The following is a 16536-nucleotide window of genomic DNA, read 5'->3' on the forward strand; positions in this document are numbered from 1 at the left end:
CCGCTCCTCAGGCCGCGGCTGGAACCGGGACCAGGCGCGCCGAGGCGGCTTGTCCGGTGACGGCAGGCAGGTGTACGCCGGTGGTCAGGTAGGCGTGCAGGTCGTGAGCGAAGCCGTCCAGCTGGGCAAAGATCAGCCGGTTGGCGCGGGTCAGCGCGTTGTAGGCCAGCACGGCGGGAATGGCGACGAACAGGCCGGCGGCGGTCATAATCAGCGCTTCGCCCACCGGGCCGGCCACTTTGTCGAGCACGACCTGGCTGGAACCGGACAAGGCGACCAGGGCGTGGTAAATGCCCCAGACGGTGCCGAAGAGTCCGATGAAGGGCGCGGTGGCGCCGACGGAGGCGAGAAAGGTCAATCCCGATTCGATGCCGACCTGGGAACGGACGATCTGGCTGCGCAGGGCGCGGGTGACCGTTTCACTGAGGTTGACGCCGGCGCCGATGCCGCGATCCGCGTGACGCTGGTGCGCTTGCGCCGCCTGAACGCCCGCCTGCGCCAGCCCCGCGAACACGCCAGTCTTGTCTTCCCGCTCAATTTTGTCGAGGGCGACCCCGATGCTGTCCGCTCCCCAGAATGAAGCGAAAACGCCGTCCATGGTGCGGTTAAAGCGCAGTTGCTGGAAAAAGCGGGTGATGGTCAAAGACCAGCTGGCGATGGAAAGCACCAGCAGCAGGATGGCGACGCTGTGGGTGACGATGTCGCCCTGTTGCCAGAAATGAGCTAATCCGAGATTGGATGGCATGGCGGTATCCTCAACTTTCATTGTCCAAATTAAATACGATGGGCACTACAACCCAGGCGGTCACAGCCTGTTCGCCGCGCTTTGCCGGCACGAAGCGCCAGCGGGAAACAGCCTTTTCGGCAGCCAGGTCGAGACGTTGGAAGCCGCTGGAACGCTTCACCTCCACCCGCTTCGCGTCGCCATCCGCACTGACAAAGACGCGCAATACCACTTTCCCTTCCTCGCCGAGACGACGGGAGGCACGGGGGTACAGCGGCTTGGGGTTGTCCAGATAATCGGCGTCGAAACGGGCGTCGACGAGAGCGGGCGCGGGCGCCGGGGCGGGGGCGGCAACGATGGCCGGCGCTGAAACAGGAGCGGGGGGCTGCGGCGCGATGGTGAAGGAAGCCGCAACCGGAGACTCAACCGGGCTGGCCACGGCGAGAACCGGCGGGGGAGCCGAAACCGGCGTGACCGGTTTCGGCCGGGGTGGTGGTGGTTTTGGTAGGGGCGGTGGTGGTTTTGGTAGGGGCGGAGGCGGCGCCTCAGGCGCCAATTCAATCAGGCGCACCGCAATGGGGCGAGCCAGTTCCGCCAGTCGCTCGGAGGGTACGGCAACCGCCAGCAGCCCGAGAATGGCGACGTGCGCCGCCGCTACCGCCGCGGCAAAGAGCAGTCTTTGATAGCCAGACCGGCCTGCGGGAACCCCGCAGCTGGGAAAGAAAATTCCCATGTGCGCCTAAGCCAGGAGGAAGGCTTGGCAGCCCCCGCGGGGGAATGCGCCGCAACAGGTAGCGGCGAGCATGGTTCGCTGACTGTTTGAAGATTTTGAATGTTTGTCGAACACCGCAGACATCGGCCTTTGTTTTTTTGTGTTTTGAGAGAAAAGTTCCTGACAACCAAAGTCTGGGCTGTGGCTGCCCGAAATATTTTGGGTGCGCGCAAAGAACATGCGAATATTAAAGGGCATGTTCGGAGTAGGGAATTAGACAAATTGTCGCACCCCCCGGCGGCGAGGCACTTTCTTTGTCAATGCGCCAAATAAAGTGCCTCAAGAACATACCCCCGCATCTCCGAAAACCGAGCCTGCCGGGTGGGCGCCGAAGGACTCGCCACGCGTTGGTAATGCTAGTGTTGCATTAGCCCCACCCCCTTTGAAAAGGGGGAAGTCCACGCCGTGAGAATGGCGCAGAGACATATTGATTTTTGTGAGCGGGCAGTTTGCATGCTTGTGTGAGGACAGCCTGCGGCGCAACGCTGGCGCGCGCTCGCCAGCGTCATCAACCTGCTCGACCAGGACATGATCGTGCTCGGCGGCGGGCTGTCCAACATCGCCCGGTTGTACGACACGGTGCCACGGTTATGGCCACGCTATGTGTTTTCCGACCGCATCGACACCCGGCTGGCGCCGCCCAAGTACGGCGACTCCAGCGGGGTGCGCGGCGCGGCCTGGCTGTGGAACGATTAAGGCAAACGCAGCAGGCAGGCGTCCGGACCCGCTAGAATTCCTGCATCACGCCCACGGGAACCGATATGACCGAACCGCTGCTCGTCGCCCGCGACGCCACCACCGATCTCGTCCTGCTGCCGCAGATGGCCAACCGGCACGGCCTCATCACCGGCGCCACCGGCACCGGCAAGACCGTCACCCTGCAGACGCTGGCCGAACATTTCTCCCGCATAGGCGTTCCATGCTTCATGTCCGACGTGAAGGGCGACCTGTCGGGAATTTCGCAGCCGGGCGGCGGTAACGCCAAGGTGGCCGAGCGGGTCGAATCGCTCAAGCTCGAAGGCTTTGCCTACCAGGGCTTTCCGGTCACCTTGTGGGATCCCTTCGGCACCAGCGGGCATCCGGTGCGTGCCACCGTATCCGATATGGGCCCGCTGCTGCTGGGGCGCATGCTGAACCTCAACGACACCCAGAACGGTGTGCTTAATCTGGTGTTCAAGGTGGCGGACGACAACGGCTTGCTGCTGCTCGACCTGAAAGATCTGCGCGCGATGCTCGCCTTCGTCGGCGAGAATGCCAGGCAGTTCACCACCGATTACGGCAATGTGTCATCCGCCTCGATCGGCGCCATCCAGCGCGGCCTGCTGACGCTGGAATCGCAGGGTGGCGAGCAGATTTTCGGTGAGCCGATGCTGAATATCGACGATCTGCTCCAGGTCGACAGCGGACGCGGCGTCATCAATATCCTGTCGGCCGATCGGCTGATGCAGTCGCCGAAAATGTACGCCACGCTGCTGCTGTGGCTGCTGTCCGAACTGTTCGAGAACCTGCCGGAGGCGGGCGATCTCGACAAGCCCAAGCTGGTGTTTTTCTTCGACGAGGCGCATCTGCTGTTCACCGACGCACCCGGCGCGCTGGTGGAAAAAATCGAGCAGGTGGTGCGGCTGATCCGCTCCAAGGGCGTCGGCGTATTTTTTGTGACCCAGAATCCGGCCGACGTCCCGGACAAGATCCTCTCGCAGCTCGGTAACCGGGTGCAGCATGCGCTGCGCGCGTTCTCGCCGCGCGACCAGAAGGCGGTCCGGGCCGCCGCCGAGACCATGCGCGACAATCCGGCCCTGGATGAAGCGTCTGCCATCACCGAACTCGGCGTGGGCGAAGCGCTGGTGTCGCTACTCGACGAGAAAGGCCGACCCGGCGTGGTCGAACGCGCCTTCATCGTGCCGCCGCGGGGGCAGATCGGTCCCATTACCGACACCCAGCGCCGGCAGCTGATGCAGACCTCGCTGGTCGCCGGCGTCTACGACAAAACCGTCGACCGCGAATCCGCCTACGAAATGCTGAAAGTGCGCGCGGAGCAATCGGCGCGGGCGGCGCAGCAGCAGGAAGTCGGAACCGCCACCCAGCCCGCAGCAGGCGGCGGACTCGGAGACGTGCTGGGCGATCTTCTGGGCGGGCGCGGCGGGCGCCGCGAAAGCGCGGTCGAGGCAATGACGAAATCCGCTGCCCGTTCCATCGGCAGCCAGATCGGGCGCAGCCTCATACGCGGCGTGCTGGGGAGCCTCTTTGGCGGCAAGCGCTGACGCGCAGCTGCGCTGCGCGAGGTTCAAGATTCAAGCTGCAAGATTCAAGAGACAGGCTTTCCTTGAATCTTGCGTCTTGAATCTTGCATCTGTTCAAGCGAACAGCCGTGCCAGTTCGGCGCCGGGGTCGTCGGCGCGCATGAACGCCTCGCCGACCAGAAATGCGTTGACCTGATGGTCGCGCATCTTCACGACGTCCGTCGGCGTGAGGATGCCGGATTCGGTGATGACGATGCGCTCATTACCGATACGCGGCAACAGCGCCAGCGTGGTGTCGAGACTGACCTCGAAGCTGCGCAGGTTGCGGTTGTTGATGCCCTGCAAGGGCGTTTTCAGGTGCAGCGCGGCGTCGAGTTCTTCGGCATTGTGCGCTTCAACCAGTACCGCCATCCCGAGCTCGAATGCCAGCGCTTCCAGCGCCTGCATGGCCGGCAATTTCAGCGCGGCGACGATCAACAAAATGCAGTCCGCCCCCATCGCGCGCGCCTCGTAGACCTGGTAGGGGTCGATGATGAAATCCTTGCGCAGCACCGGCAGTGCGCACGCGACGCGTGCCTCTCTCAAGTATTTGGCGCTGCCCTGGAAATAGTCGCGGTCGGTGAGTACAGACAGGCACGTGGCGCCGCCCTTTTCATAACTGGCGGCGATCTCGGCCGGTTTGAAGTCGGGGCGGATCACACCTTTCGACGGGCTGGCCTTCTTGATTTCGGCGATCACTGCCGGCTGCCCGGCAGCCAGCTTCGTGCGCAGCGCGCCGACAAAATCGCGTGGCGGCAATGCGGCGGCGGCACGCGCGCGCATCTCGGCCAGCGGCACCGTCGCGAGCCCCGCGGCAATTTCGTCGCGCTTGGTGGCGAGGATCTTTTCGAGGATGTCGGACATCGTGCCTACGCTTCCGTGCCGCGATGGGAGAACGCCACCAGCTGTCGCAGCTTTTCGCGCGCGGCACCGCTGCGGATGGCTTCGCGTGCCAGCTCGATGCCCTCGCCCAGGGTGTCGGCACGGTCGGCCACGTAGATGGCGGCACCGGCATTGAACAGCACGATGTCGCGCGCCGGCCCCGGCAAGTCGTCGAGCACGGACAGCAGCATGTGCTTGGCCTGCGTCGCGTCCCACACCCTCAACACCTCGCTGCCGCGGGTCTCCAGCCCGAACTCGCGCGGATGGATCGTGTATTCCCTGATCTCGCCATCTTTCAGTTCGCCGATCAGGGTCTCGCCACTCAGGGTGATCTCGTCCATGCCGTCGGAACCGTGCACGACCATGACGTGGCGGCTGCCGAGACGCTGCAGCACGCGTACCAGAATGCCGACCAGGTCCGGGTGGAACACCCCCAGCAACTGATGCGGCGCGCCCGCCGGGTTGGTCAGCGGGCCAAGGATATTGAACAGGGTGCGCACGCCCAGTTCACGCCGCGCCGGCGCGGCGTGCTTCATGGCGCCGTGGAAATTGGGTGCGAACATAAAACCGATGCCGACAACATCGATGCTCTCGCCCACCTGCTCGGGGGTCAGGTTGAGATTCACGTCCAGCGCCTCCAGCACGTCGGCACTGCCGCTGGTGGAGGAGACCGAGCGCCCGCCGTGCTTGGCGACGCGCGCGCCGGCCGCGGCGGCGACGAAGGCAGCGGCGGTGGAAATATTGAAGGTGTGGGCAGCGTCGCCTCCGGTGCCGCAGGTGTCGACCAGGTGTGTGCTGTTGCGTGCCGGCACCTGGGTGGCGAATTCACGCATCACCTGTGCCGCGGCAACGATCTCGCCGACGGTCTCCTTTTTCACCCTGAGGCCCGTGATGATGCCGGCGATCTGTACCGACGTGAGTTCGCCGCGCATGATCTGACGCATCAGCGACAGCATTTCGTCGTGGAAGATTTCGCGCTGTTCGACCAGCCGCGTGAGCGCCTGCTGCGGCGTGATCATGACGTACCTTTCAGAAAATTCGCGAGCATGGCATGGCCGTGTTCGGTGAGGATGGACTCGGGATGAAACTGCACGCCCTCGACCGCCAGCGTCGTGTGGCGCACCCCCATGATTTCGCCGTCGTCGGTCCAGGCGGTGATCTCCAGGCAGTCCGGCAGCGTCTCGCGCTCGATCACCAGCGAATGGTAGCGGGTGGCGCGGAAGGGGTTGGGCAGGCCCTTGAACACGCCGCTGTCGGTGTGATTGATCATCGAGGTCTTGCCGTGCATCAGTTCCTTTGCGCGCACGATGCGACCGCCGAAAGCCTGGCCGATGCTCTGGTGGCCAAGGCAGACGCCGAGGATGGGAATCCTGCCGGCGAATTCCCGGATCAGCGGCACCGACACGCCCGCCTCGTTGGGCGTGCAGGGACCGGGCGAGACGACGATGTGGTCGGGTTTCAGCGCGGCAATGCCGGCGAGGTCGATTTCATCGTTGCGGATCACCTTGACGTCCTCGCCCAGCTCGCCGAAATACTGCACGAGGTTGTAGGTGAAACTGTCGTAGTTGTCGATCATTAGCAGCATGGTGCCGGTATCCTTTTGACTTGCATGCTGCGCATCCCCGTCGGGGCAGCAAAGTCTGCGATTTTCGCCCAGATCGAAGATGCGGGAAAGCCCGCGATCGGCTCGATGAAAAAAGCCCGCGCGAGTGGCGGGCCTTCTCCTCCCACCGCCCGCTTGAATCAGGGCGAGTTTCAGGATGCGACGCGGAACAGGCAGGCTACCCAAGCGCCACCTTGCCTCAGCAGGTAGGCACCAGCCCGCTATATTGGCTGATCGGAATGCAGGCGGTTTTGTCGCCGACATCCTGGCGATAGCCGCCGGGCCCGAAACGGGCGATCAGGTCGGCCTTGTAGGTTGTGAAGAAACGCTTGATGTAGGCCATTCCCATGATCCCGTCGGCGGACAGTTCGTCGCTGCCCGGGTCATAGACCAGACGAATCGGCATCAGGGGCATGGGGGCCGGTCCTATCACCACCTTGGCGCCATCGGCGGGATCGTACACGCTGCCATGCGCGCAGCACACGATCCTGCCGGACCCGCCTGCCAGTTCGCTGCCGCTGGCCGCATAGCGCAGATAGGACACCTTGGGTTGGGGATAGCTCATCTGGTGGGTACAGATGGCCACGAACGCTACGAACTGTCCCTTGGGACCTACGCCGCCCCGCCAGGGGTAATCACCCTCTTCATTTTTCAGGGCGATATTTGGCTTGGTAGGCCGATCTCCCAGATTGATCAGGAAACAAGGCACGCCCGCAAGCGGATAGGCAAATACCAGCGCCTCTTTGGTGGGGATGTCCGTGCCCTTGAGCGGGGCTCCGGCGTGATCGATCAGTTTCGCAACTGGAAACGTCTCGAAATCGGCAGCGACCGCCGTTCCGTTCCAGCTGGCCAAAGCCATCGCTGCGCTGCCCGCGCACACCTTCATGAATCCACGTCTGTGCATCTTGCTTTGCTCTCCCTCAGGAAAAACCGCCCCAAAGGGCGGCAGTATCGGTGACCGATGAACTCCGGCATGACGGATCAGGCGTTAAACATGTCGCGATAAATGCCACGCGCCCACTCCAGAGTGGCCTGACCTTTGGCCACGTCACGCGTCTCGAAGGTCTTGGTATCCTTGGAAAAGCCCGTGATGGCATCCTTCTCGGTGCTGTAGTCGTAACCGGCATCGACACTGATGGCTTCCATCGGGTGAGCATTCACCATCGAGTAGCAGATGGTGCGCGGACTGGTCCAGCTGATTTCCTTGCCCTGAGCCCTTGCCGCCAGCACCTTGGCGATGAAATGGCCTTCACTGTTGGAGGTATTGGCGCTCTTGGAATACGGATGTGGACGCGAGTCACCCGTGACATAGACATGCGGGTCGCCGATGATGTTGTAAAAGCGCGTGTCGATATCGGCTTCCTTCTGGTTGCTCTTGCTCGGTGGCGCCATCAGGCCGAGCTGCTCGATCAGCGTGGAGCCGCGCACGTTGGCATAGATGGCTGCGTCGTCAAACTTGTATTCGTCGAATTCGGTCTTGATGATTCTCTTTTCGACGTCCACACCTGTCACGCCCTTGGACGGCAGCCACTCGATGTAGTCCTTGTACAACTCGTTGAAGGCCGCGTGGAAGCCGTCCTTCTTGATGGTGATTTCCGGGTTGGCGTCCAGTATCAGCACCTTGCCCTTGATCTTGTTTTTCTTGAAAGTAGAGGCCAGAAGGCAGGCACGCTCGTAAGGGGCGGGCAAGCAGCGGTAATTACCGGAAGGTACGGTCTGCACGAAAACACCGCCTTCGAATTCCTTGGTCTTGCGGTGAATGGTGGCATGCTCGGTAGGCGAAATGAAACCGCCGGGATACGTCTGGCGCAGGGCTGTCATCACCTCCACGTCGTTCACACCTATCTTGCTGTAGTCGTAGGAAATACCTGGGGCCATAACCAGGAAATCGTAGTGAATGTCGCCTTCACTGGTTACCAGTGTGCGGCTGGCGCGATCCAGGCCGGTAACCGTTGCGTTGAAGTAGACATAGCCGTTGTTGACGGCTGCATCCAGGAAGCTGTGGTCGGCCAGGAACTCCAGGTTGACGAGACCGGCGTACCACAGGTTGCTGGAAAAACAAGACGAATACATGTCGCGCTTTTCCACCAGGACCACGTCAAAATTCGGGTATTCCTTCTTGGCATGTTTGGCGATGGTCAGACCGGAGGTGCCGCCACCGACGATGACCAGACGCGGGCCTTTGGCTTTTGGAAGTGCCGCCATCATGTGGGTGGCAACCGCTGGCGCTGCGCTGGCCATGGTCGATCGAGATATGCCAGTAATACCGGCAGTACCCGCGGCAAGCACGACACCACTCATTTTCATGAAATTACGTCTGCTATTGCTCTCTTCCATTTTTGTCCCCTTTTATTACAACGCATGAATGCTCAGCGCCCAGACCCCGGAGCCAAGCTCGGCACAACTCCTTGTATTGAACAAGTGAATCCCGGCGGATCACCTGGTAGTTATTCGTTGCTTGCGAGGACCCTCCAAAATGCCAGGCAACATGGTCCCGCATAGAGGAAGGCCATTCGAGAATCCCGCATCAGGCCTGATCGGCTAATCAGTTCCCGGACGGCATGAATTAAGTCACTTAAGCTTTTTGACACCCAATAAACTGAGTACGTATTTTTCGTACAACGGCTCGGTCGAACCTTTTTTCATTTTCCGCATGAAGTATTTTTCGAACGCGATCTTGGCCAGATGCACCCACTTGCCTTCCTTGAACCAGTTGACGTTGCGCGGCGGAATCTGCGGCAGCGCCACGAAGGCCGCGCCGGTGTCGCCGAAGTCGGCCAGACAGATGGCGTTCCAGGTGGCTTTCTCGGTGGGTTCACGGCCATCGAGCACGGCGCGGATATTGTGCGAGGTGGCGGTGACCATGGATTCGATCATGTAGCCGGTCTTCGGCGTTCCGGTTGGCACCGGGGTGACCTCGACCGGCGGAATGGCGACACATACGCCCACCGAATAGACATTGGGGAATTTCGGGTTGCGCTGGAAGGCATCGATGGTGATGAAGCCGCGCGGGTTGGTCAGCCCCTCGACACCGAACACCGCGTCGATACCCTTGAATGCCGGCAGCATCATCGAGTAGGCAAACGGCAGTTCGTGCTCCTTGATGACTTCGCCCTTGTCGTTATGCTCGGCGACGAACATTTTGCCGGCTTCGACCTTGGTGACCTTGGCGTTGCAGATCCACTTGATATGGCGGTCGCGCATCGCCGATTCGAGCATGCCCTTGGAATCGCCGACGCCGCCCAGGCCCAGATGGCCGATATAGGGTTCAGCGGTGACGTAGGTCATCGGCACGCGGTCGCGGATCTTGCGCCGCCGCAGGTCGGTGTCCATGATCATTGCGAATTCATAGGCCGGACCGTAGCAGGAGGCGCCCTGCACTGCGCCGACCACGATGGGTCCCGGGTTCTTCACAAAATCGTCCCACGCGCGGCCCGAGTTCACTGCATGGTCCACGGTACAGACCGACTGGGTATGGCCTTCCGGTCCCAGCCCCGGCACCTCGTCGAACGCCAGTTTGGGTCCGGTCGCGATGATGAGAAAGTCGTAGTCCACGACCTGGCCGTCGGTAAGTTCCAGCTGATTCTTCTCGGGATGCACGCGTGCCGCGCCGACCCCGATGAAGTCGATATTTTTCTTGTTCAGATAGGGCGCAGCGGGAATCGTGACGTCGTCGCGTTTGCGCCAGTTCACTGCAACCCAGGGGTTGGATGGGGTGAACTGGAAATACGAATTATTGGAAATCACGGTGACCTTGTCTTCGGGCCGTGCCGATTCGCGCATTTCATAGGCCATGGTCATGCCACCCACGCCTGCGCCGAGAATTACGATATGTGCCACTTGTCGTCTCCTGTTGATGGTTGCCAGATCATAATAAAGCAAGCGCCATGCCATCGCCCAACACGCCCAGGTCCGCACATTGGCGTAAGCACTCCCATTTGACATGACGATTGCGTCATGTCAAATTTCGGCCATGTCATGACGAAGGCTTGGCCATGCCCCAATTTGAACTGCAGGAACTCATCGACGCCAACGACCAGCCTTTTGTGGTGATCGATCGCGAATACCGCATCGTGGCGGCCAACCGGCGCTATGCCGAAACCTATGGCGCAACACCAGACGCCATCGTCGGCCAGTACTGCCATGTCGTGTCGCATCACTCGCCGCGGCCCTGCCACGAAAATGGCGAGCAGTGTCCGCACCAGGCCCTGTTCGAGCACGGTGAAGCGGTCGAGGTGCTGCACACGCATTTCCATGCGGACGACCAGCCCGAGCGTACCCGCATCCGCGGCCATGCGTTGCGCGGCATGAATGGCGAGCGCTACCTGGGCGAACAGCTCTATCCGCTGGAAGCCGAAGCAGGCAGCGATTGCGACGCCATGCAGATGGTGGGGAAATCCCCGGCGTTTCTGGCCTGCGTGGACAATCTCGCGCGCGTGGCCGACTGTGAGGCGCCGATCCTGCTGTTTGGCGAGAGCGGCGTGGGCAAGGAACTCGCCGCACGTTTCATTCATGCCCGCTCGCCGCGTACCGGCGGTGCCTTCATCGTGATCAACTGTGCCGCGGTGCCCGAAAGCCTGTTCGAAAGCGAGTTATTCGGCCATGAACGCGGCGCGTTCTCGGGCAGCAGCGGTCTGAAGAAGGGCCTGTTCGAACTGGCGGACGGCGGCACCCTATTTCTGGACGAAGTCGCCGAGATTCCGCTGGGCTTGCAGGCCAAGCTGTTGCGCGTGCTGGAAAGTGGCGAATTCAGACGCGTCGGCGGCACCAAGACGTTGAAGGCCGACGTGCGGCTGGTATCGGCCACCAATCGCCGACTGCTGGACGAAGTGGATGAGAAACGCTTCCGGCTCGACCTGTATTACCGGCTGGCGGGCATCGACGTCGACTTGCCGCCGCTACGCGAGCGGCGCGACGACCTGCCGCCGCTGGCAACGTTTCTGCTCAAGCGCCTGGCTGGCACTCGCCGTGCCTGCCGGCTGGATTCCGCTGCGCTGGCGATGCTGCAGGCGTACGACTTCCCGGGCAATGTGCGCGAACTGCGCAACCTGCTGCAGCGTGCGGTGCTGACCTGCCGTAATGGCGTGATCCGCGCCGCCGACCTGCGCCTGCCCACGGCAACGGCAACGGCAACGGCAACGGCAACGGCAACGGCGTTGCCAGGCGCCCAACCGCTCGCCGAGGTTGAGCGCAGCCACATCCGCGCCCTGCTCGACGTGCACGCCGGCCACCGCAGCCGGGTGGCCACCGCGCTCGGCATCACCGAGCGCACGCTGTATCGCAAACTCAAGCGCTATGGCCTGAGCTAGCGATAGCCCCGGGTCATTCCGTCAGGGTGCCGAAGCGCGCCTGCGCCAGTTCGGCCGCGCGGATGACAGCGCGGGCCTTGTTCAGCGTCTCCACCCATTCGTTGTCGGGCACCGAGTCGGCGACGATACCGGCGCCGGCCTGGGCGTAGAGCCTGCCATCCTTGACCACCGCAGTGCGAATGGCGATGGCCAGGTCCATGTCGCCATTGAAGCCGAGATAGCCCACCGCACCGGCGTAGATGCCGCGCTTGGTCGGTTCGAGTTCGTCGATGATTTCCATCGCCCGCACCTTGGGCGCGCCCGACACGGTGCCTGCGGGAAAGCTGGCGCGCAGCACGTCGAGCGCGGACAAACCGGGTTTCAGCCGGCCCTCGACGTTGGAAACGATGTGCATCACGTGCGAGTAGCGCTCGATCTGCATACGCTCGGTCACCTTGACGCTGCCTGTGACCGCGACGCGTCCGGTGTCGTTGCGCCCCAGATCCAGCAGCTGCAGATGCTCGGCGCATTCCTTGGGATCGGCCAGCAGTTCCTCGGCCAGGCGCTGGTCGTCCTCACGCGTGAGTCCGCGCGGACGGGTGCCGGCGATAGGCCGCAGGGTGACGGTGTTACCCTCCAGCCGCACCAGGATCTCGGGTGAAGAACCGACGACGTGGAAGCCGCCGAAATCGTAATAGAACATGTAGGGCGACGGATTGAGGCCGCGCAGCGCGCGGTACAACGACAGCGGCGAGGCGTTGAAGGGCCGCGACATGCGCTGGCTCAGTACCACCTGCATGACATCGCCGGCCGCGATGTAATCCTTGGCCTTTTGCACCGCCGCCTTGAACTCGGCTTCGCCGAATTCCGACTGCGGCTCGTCCGCCGCCATCACCGGCTCGGTCGGCAGCTGCACCGGCGCTCGCAGCTGGTCGGCCAGCGCCCGCAGACGCAGGTGGCCCTGTGCGTAAGCATCCGGCTGCATCGGGTCGGCGTGGGTGATGAGATAGAGCTTGCCGGCAAGGTTGTCGAACACCGCCAGATCCTCGGTCAGCATCAGGAGAATGTCCGGCGTGTGCAGCACATCGTCCTTGTGCTTGTCGGCCAGCCGCTTTTCGATGTAGCGGATGGTGTCGTAACCGAAGTAGCCGGCCAGCCCGCCGGTGAAGCGCGGCAGCCCCGCCACCGGCGCGGCCTTGAAGCGCGCCTGGAATTCACCGATGAAGGCCAGTGGATCGGGCAGGCTGTGTTCTTCCACCACCTCGCCGTCGGTTTCCAGCGTCAGCCGATGCGCGCGCACACGAATGACGGTGCGCGCCGGCAGGCCGATGAAGGAGTAGCGGCCGAAGCGCTCGCCCCCCACCACCGATTCAAGCAGATAGGTGTAGGGCGCGTTGGCCAGCTTGAGGTACACCGACAACGGCGTTTCCAGGTCGCCGGGCATTTCCCGCACCAGCGGGATGCGGTTGTAGCCCTGGCGGGCGAGGTCGAAGAAGTCTTGTTCAGTCATTTTTTCACCACAGAGACACAGAGGGCACAGAGAAAATAAGCATCAACTATCGGCGGTTTTCACCATCGATCATGCATCGAAAATCTCTGTGTCTCTGTGCCTCTGTGGTTCATGCTTTTCGTACCATCTTTGCCGCTTCGGCCAGCGTCGGCACCACCGCGTCCAGGTCGAGCTCGGCGACCGGACGGCCACGGTTGTAGCCATAAGGCACGCAGAACACCGGGCAGCCCGCGGCGCGCGCAGCCTGGGTGTCGTTGAGCGAGTCGCCGATCAGCAGCAGTTCGGCAGGCGCGACCTTGAACACCTCGCAGGCATGCAGCAACGGCAGCGGGTCGGGCTTGCGCCTGGGCAGCGTGTCGCCGGACAGGATCAGCTCGAAATAATCGAACAGGCCAGTGTCCTTCAGCAGCGGATGAGTGAACGCTTCGGCCTTGTTGGTGATGCACGCGATATGCACGCCCATTGCCTTGAACGCGTCGAGCCCCTCGACCACGCCAGAAAAGACGCGCGAATGCAGCGAGACGTTCGCGCCATAATGCTTCTGGTACGCAGCGATGGCTTTTTCGAACAGTGCCGCATCGGGTTCGGCGTCCATCTCGCCGGTGAGCACGCGCTTGACCAGCCGCGACACACCGTTTCCGATGTAGGTGGAAATCGTTGCCAGCGACGGACAAGGCCGACCGAGGTCGGCCATCATCAGCTCGGCAGCGTGCGCCAGGTCCGGCGCGGTGTCGAGCAGGGTGCCGTCGAGATCGATGACGACGGCCTTGATGGGGAGGGGAAAACTTTTCATATTTGTTTTATCCGCGAAGGACGCGAAGGGTCGCGAAGAAAATCTTTACTTCGCGTTTCTTCGCGTCCTTCGCGGAGGAAAAATCAGACCTTCGCCAGCTCCGCGCGCATGGCGGCGATGACGCTGTTGTAGCGCTGCGGGTCGCTGTCCTTGGCGGCACCGAAAATGGCGGAGCCGGCGACAAAGGTGTCGACGCCTGCGCGCGCGACTTCGGCGATATTGGCCGGGCCGACGCCACCGTCGATCTCGATCTTCACGTCGAGGCCGCGGTCGTCGATCATCTTGCGCACGGCGCGCGCCTTGTCGAGCACGTAGGGGATGAACTTCTGGCCGCCGAAGCCAGGGTTGACCGACATCAGCAACACCATATCGAGCCTGTCCAGCGTGTACTCCAGTACGTCGAGCGGGGTCGCCGGGTTGAATACCAGGCCGGCCTTGCAGCCGTTTTCCTTGATCAGGCCGATGGTGCGGTCGATATGCTCGGAGGCTTCCGGATGGAAGGTGATGTAGGTGGCGCCGGCCTTGGCGAAGTCGGGGATGATGCGATCGACCGGCTTCACCATCAGATGAACGTCGATCGGCGCGATGACGCCGTGCTTGCGCAACGCCTCGCACACCAGCGGGCCGATGGTGAGATTGGGTACGTAGTGATTGTCCATCACGTCGAAGTGGACGATGTCGGCGCCGGCGGCGAGTACGTTGTCGACTTCCTCGCCAAGCCGGGCAAAGTTGGCGGACAGGATGGACGGGGCGATGCGGTAGGTCATGGGAAGCTCCGGAGGATTTGGGAAATCCTGGCATTTTAGCAGTCCGCCACACCATTGCGTTACACTTCGAGCATCCCAACCCATCGAGCAAAACCGTGGCCGAAGGCAAGAAATATCAGATCAGCATCAATGTCGATACGGCATATCTGGCCGAGCAGAGCGATCCCTCGGCGGACCGTTACGTGTTCACCTACACCATCACCATCACCAACAGCGGCACCGTGGCCGCGCAGCTGATTTCGCGCCACTGGATCATCACCGACGCCGAGGACGTTACCCAGGAAGTCAAGGGCCTCGGCGTGGTCGGCGAACAGCCCCTGCTGCGGCCGGGCGAGCACTTCGAATACACCAGCGGCACCGCGCTGGCCACCCCGGTCGGCACCATGCGCGGCACCTACCAGATGGTGGCGGAAGACGGCAACAAGTTCGACGCCGGGATCCCCCAGTTCACGCTGTCGATGCCCAGAGTTCTGCATTGATCGGGGGCAAGGGCGCAGCCGCTCATCCCCTTTGACTCCTGATCCCTGATCCCTATCCCCATTGCTATACTCGGGGCGTGTTTTTGCTGTGAGTCTTCTTTACCCGTGATGCTGTTACGCGCAAACCCGTGGCTGTTCGCCCTGTTGTTGTCAGCCTGCGCGGTGCGCCCGCCCGCGGAACCGCCTGTGGCCCTCCCCATCCCGACGCCCGTCCCGGCACCCGTACCCATGCCTGCACCGGTCCAGCAACCGGTGCCCGAGCCACCCGCCGCGCCGCCGGCGCTCATTCCCACGCCGGCGGCGGCCTACCCCACGCTCAAACCGGTGGGCTGGGCGGCAGTGGCCTTCTGGCAGGACGACACCGTCAGCGAAACCTGGAGCGCTTTTCTGCGCAGCTGTTCCACGCTGGCCAGGCGCACCGCGTGGCAGGCGGTCTGCAGCGAAGCGGCGGCGATGGGGACGCCCGACGACGCGGCGACGCGCGCCTTTTTCGAACGGCGCTTCCGGCCCTACCAGGCCACGCAGGACGACGGTAGCGCCGAGGGCATGGTGACCGGCTATTACGAGCCCCTGCTGAAAGGCGACCGCGTGCGCACCGAGCGGGCGCACTTTCCGCTCTACGCCGCCCCCGACGACCTCGTCTCGGTGGAACTGGCGGACGTCTACCCCGAACTGAAAAACCTGCGCCTGCGCGGGCGGCTGCTCGGCAACAAACTGGTGCCCTACCCCACCCGCAAGGAAATCGGGACGGCTGGCGACGACTTCAAGGGAAAACCCATCGCCTGGGCCGAAGACCCGGTCGACCTCTTCTTCCTGCAGGTTCAGGGCTCGGGACGCATCGAGCTGCCCGACGGCTCGCATATGCGGGTCGGCTACGCGGACCAGAACGGCCATCCTTACCAGTCGATCGGCAAACTGCTGGTCGAGCGCGGCGAGCTGAAACTCGAACAGGCCTCAATGCAGGGGATCAAGAACTGGGGCGCGAAGAACCCCGACAAGCTGCCGGATCTGCTCGCCAGCAACCCCAGCTTCGTCTTCTTCCGCGAGCTGCCCGACAACCTGCCCGGCCCGCTGGGCGCGCTCGGCGTGCCGCTGACCGGCGGCCGCTCGATCGCCGTCGACCCGCGCTTCATCCCGCTCGGCGCGCCCGTCTTCCTCGCCACCACCCAGCCCAATTCGACGCTGCCGCTGAACCGGCTGGTGATGGCGCAGGATACCGGCAGCGCCATTCGCGGCGGCGTGCGCGCCGATTTCTTCTGGGGCTTCGGCGACAAGGCCGGCGAACTCGCCGGCCGCATGAAGCAGCGCGGCCGCATGTGGGTGCTGCTGCCCAGGGACTATCCCCTGTTCAGCGTCCGCCGCTGAACAGGCATTTCTTGAATCTTGCTCCCGATCGGTAGCCATTGACGAACGCCACGTCCCCCTCCTCCCTCACGGTC

The 16536-nt window shown here is 62.9% G+C and carries 15 protein-coding genes and 1 pseudogene; 5 read left to right on the forward strand and 11 right to left on the reverse strand.

Features of this window, described 5'->3' with window-relative positions:
• Positions 1-7 precede the first annotated feature (7 nt).
• Complete coding sequence (locus ACZ41T_RS06395) at positions 8-745, reverse strand: MotA/TolQ/ExbB proton channel family protein (RefSeq protein WP_464923642.1); 738 nt, start codon at positions 743-745, stop codon at positions 8-10.
• 10 nt (positions 746-755) lie between these two features.
• Positions 756-1457, reverse strand: a complete 702-nt coding sequence (locus tag ACZ41T_RS06400; protein ID WP_464923643.1) for an energy transducer TonB — start codon at positions 1455-1457, stop codon at positions 756-758.
• Between the two features lie 528 nt (positions 1458-1985).
• Between ACZ41T_RS06400 and ACZ41T_RS06405 the strand changes: the two are divergent.
• Together ACZ41T_RS06405 and ACZ41T_RS06410 are read left to right on the forward strand one after the other, a co-directional pair.
• Positions 1986-2192 (forward strand): annotated as a pseudogene (locus ACZ41T_RS06405) (ROK family protein); the annotation flags it as partial.
• A gap of 65 nt (positions 2193-2257) precedes the next feature.
• Complete coding sequence (locus ACZ41T_RS06410) at positions 2258-3757, forward strand: helicase HerA-like domain-containing protein (protein ID WP_464923644.1); 1500 nt, start codon at positions 2258-2260, stop codon at positions 3755-3757.
• Between the two features lie 93 nt (positions 3758-3850).
• Here ACZ41T_RS06410 and trpC read toward each other — a convergent pair whose 3' ends face one another.
• The 6 genes from trpC to ACZ41T_RS06440 all read right to left on the reverse strand — a co-directional run bounded on the left by trpC (position 3851) and on the right by ACZ41T_RS06440 (position 10100).
• Positions 3851-4639 carry an indole-3-glycerol phosphate synthase TrpC gene (gene trpC, locus ACZ41T_RS06415; RefSeq protein WP_464923645.1) on the reverse strand — a complete coding sequence of 263 codons (789 nt, stop codon included), beginning with the start codon at positions 4637-4639 and terminating at the stop codon, positions 3851-3853.
• Positions 4640-4644: 5 nt separating this feature from the next.
• Positions 4645-5676, reverse strand: a complete 1032-nt coding sequence (trpD, locus tag ACZ41T_RS06420; RefSeq protein ID WP_464923646.1) for an anthranilate phosphoribosyltransferase — start codon at positions 5674-5676, stop codon at positions 4645-4647.
• Entirely contained in the window at positions 5673-6242 is a 570-nt protein-coding gene (locus ACZ41T_RS06425; RefSeq protein ID WP_464923647.1) for an anthranilate synthase component II, read from the reverse strand. The genes trpD and ACZ41T_RS06425 overlap by 4 nt, the downstream gene beginning before the upstream one ends.
• A gap of 217 nt (positions 6243-6459) precedes the next feature.
• Complete coding sequence (locus ACZ41T_RS06430; RefSeq protein WP_464923648.1) at positions 6460-7146, reverse strand: Rieske 2Fe-2S domain-containing protein; 687 nt, start codon at positions 7144-7146, stop codon at positions 6460-6462.
• Positions 7147-7241: 95 nt separating this feature from the next.
• On the reverse strand, positions 7242-8597 hold the full coding sequence (locus tag ACZ41T_RS06435) for an FAD-dependent oxidoreductase (RefSeq protein ID WP_464923649.1): 1356 nt from the start codon (positions 8595-8597) through the stop codon (positions 7242-7244).
• 234 nt (positions 8598-8831) lie between these two features.
• Entirely contained in the window at positions 8832-10100 is a 1269-nt protein-coding gene (locus tag ACZ41T_RS06440) for an NAD(P)/FAD-dependent oxidoreductase (RefSeq protein WP_464923650.1), read from the reverse strand.
• Between the two features lie 155 nt (positions 10101-10255).
• Between ACZ41T_RS06440 and ACZ41T_RS06445 the strand changes: the two genes are divergently transcribed.
• Positions 10256-11569: a sigma-54 interaction domain-containing protein gene (locus tag ACZ41T_RS06445; protein WP_464923651.1), complete on the forward strand. Its 1314-nt coding sequence runs from the start codon at positions 10256-10258 to the stop codon at positions 11567-11569.
• A 13-nt stretch (positions 11570-11582) separates the two neighbouring features.
• Here ACZ41T_RS06445 and trpE read toward each other — a convergent pair whose 3' ends face one another.
• From trpE to rpe, 3 genes are all read right to left on the reverse strand, one after another.
• Complete coding sequence (gene trpE / locus ACZ41T_RS06450; RefSeq protein ID WP_464923652.1) at positions 11583-13058, reverse strand: anthranilate synthase component I; 1476 nt, start codon at positions 13056-13058, stop codon at positions 11583-11585.
• 109 nt (positions 13059-13167) lie between these two features.
• Positions 13168-13851 (reverse strand): phosphoglycolate phosphatase, encoded by a 684-nt coding sequence (locus ACZ41T_RS06455; RefSeq protein ID WP_464923653.1) that lies wholly within the window; start codon positions 13849-13851, stop codon positions 13168-13170.
• Between the two features lie 83 nt (positions 13852-13934).
• Positions 13935-14618 carry a ribulose-phosphate 3-epimerase gene (gene rpe / locus ACZ41T_RS06460; protein WP_464923654.1) on the reverse strand — a complete coding sequence of 228 codons (684 nt, stop codon included), beginning with the start codon at positions 14616-14618 and terminating at the stop codon, positions 13935-13937.
• Between the two features lie 95 nt (positions 14619-14713).
• On the opposite strand from rpe, the gene apaG reads away from it, so the two are divergent.
• Both apaG and mltA read left to right on the forward strand, forming a co-directional pair.
• The gene (gene apaG, locus ACZ41T_RS06465) at positions 14714-15097 is read left to right on the forward strand and encodes a Co2+/Mg2+ efflux protein ApaG (RefSeq protein ID WP_464923655.1); all 384 of its coding nucleotides are present in this window, start codon (positions 14714-14716) and stop codon (positions 15095-15097) included.
• A gap of 108 nt (positions 15098-15205) precedes the next feature.
• Complete coding sequence (gene mltA, locus ACZ41T_RS06470) at positions 15206-16462, forward strand: murein transglycosylase A (protein ID WP_464923932.1); 1257 nt, start codon at positions 15206-15208, stop codon at positions 16460-16462.
• Positions 16463-16536: the final 74 nt, after the last annotated feature.

The organism is Thiobacillus thiophilus, assembly GCF_055378705.1.

Bases quoted from the DNA above. Each gene is read 5' to 3' on its own strand.
- trpE (WP_464923652.1), bottom strand. From the start codon at position 13,058: ATGACTGAACAAGACTTCTTCGACCTCGCCCGCCAGGGCTACAACCGC.
- ACZ41T_RS06430 (WP_464923648.1), bottom strand. From the start codon at position 7,146: ATGAAGGTGTGCGCGGGCAGCGCAGCGATGGCTTTGGCCAGCTGGAAC.
- ACZ41T_RS06400 (WP_464923643.1), bottom strand. From the start codon at position 1,457: ATGGGAATTTTCTTTCCCAGCTGCGGGGTTCCCGCAGGCCGGTCTGGC.
- mltA (WP_464923932.1), top strand. From the start codon at position 15,206: ATGCTGTTACGCGCAAACCCGTGGCTGTTCGCCCTGTTGTTGTCAGCC.
- ACZ41T_RS06445 (WP_464923651.1), top strand. From the start codon at position 10,256: ATGCCCCAATTTGAACTGCAGGAACTCATCGACGCCAACGACCAGCCT.
- trpC (WP_464923645.1), bottom strand. From the start codon at position 4,639: ATGTCCGACATCCTCGAAAAGATCCTCGCCACCAAGCGCGACGAAATT.
- ACZ41T_RS06410 (WP_464923644.1), top strand. From the start codon at position 2,258: ATGACCGAACCGCTGCTCGTCGCCCGCGACGCCACCACCGATCTCGTC.
- ACZ41T_RS06455 (WP_464923653.1), bottom strand. From the start codon at position 13,851: ATGAAAAGTTTTCCCCTCCCCATCAAGGCCGTCGTCATCGATCTCGAC.
- trpD (WP_464923646.1), bottom strand. From the start codon at position 5,676: ATGATCACGCCGCAGCAGGCGCTCACGCGGCTGGTCGAACAGCGCGAA.
- ACZ41T_RS06435 (WP_464923649.1), bottom strand. From the start codon at position 8,597: ATGGAAGAGAGCAATAGCAGACGTAATTTCATGAAAATGAGTGGTGTC.
- rpe (WP_464923654.1), bottom strand. From the start codon at position 14,618: ATGACCTACCGCATCGCCCCGTCCATCCTGTCCGCCAACTTTGCCCGG.
- ACZ41T_RS06425 (WP_464923647.1), bottom strand. From the start codon at position 6,242: ATGCTGCTAATGATCGACAACTACGACAGTTTCACCTACAACCTCGTG.
- ACZ41T_RS06395 (WP_464923642.1), bottom strand. From the start codon at position 745: ATGCCATCCAATCTCGGATTAGCTCATTTCTGGCAACAGGGCGACATC.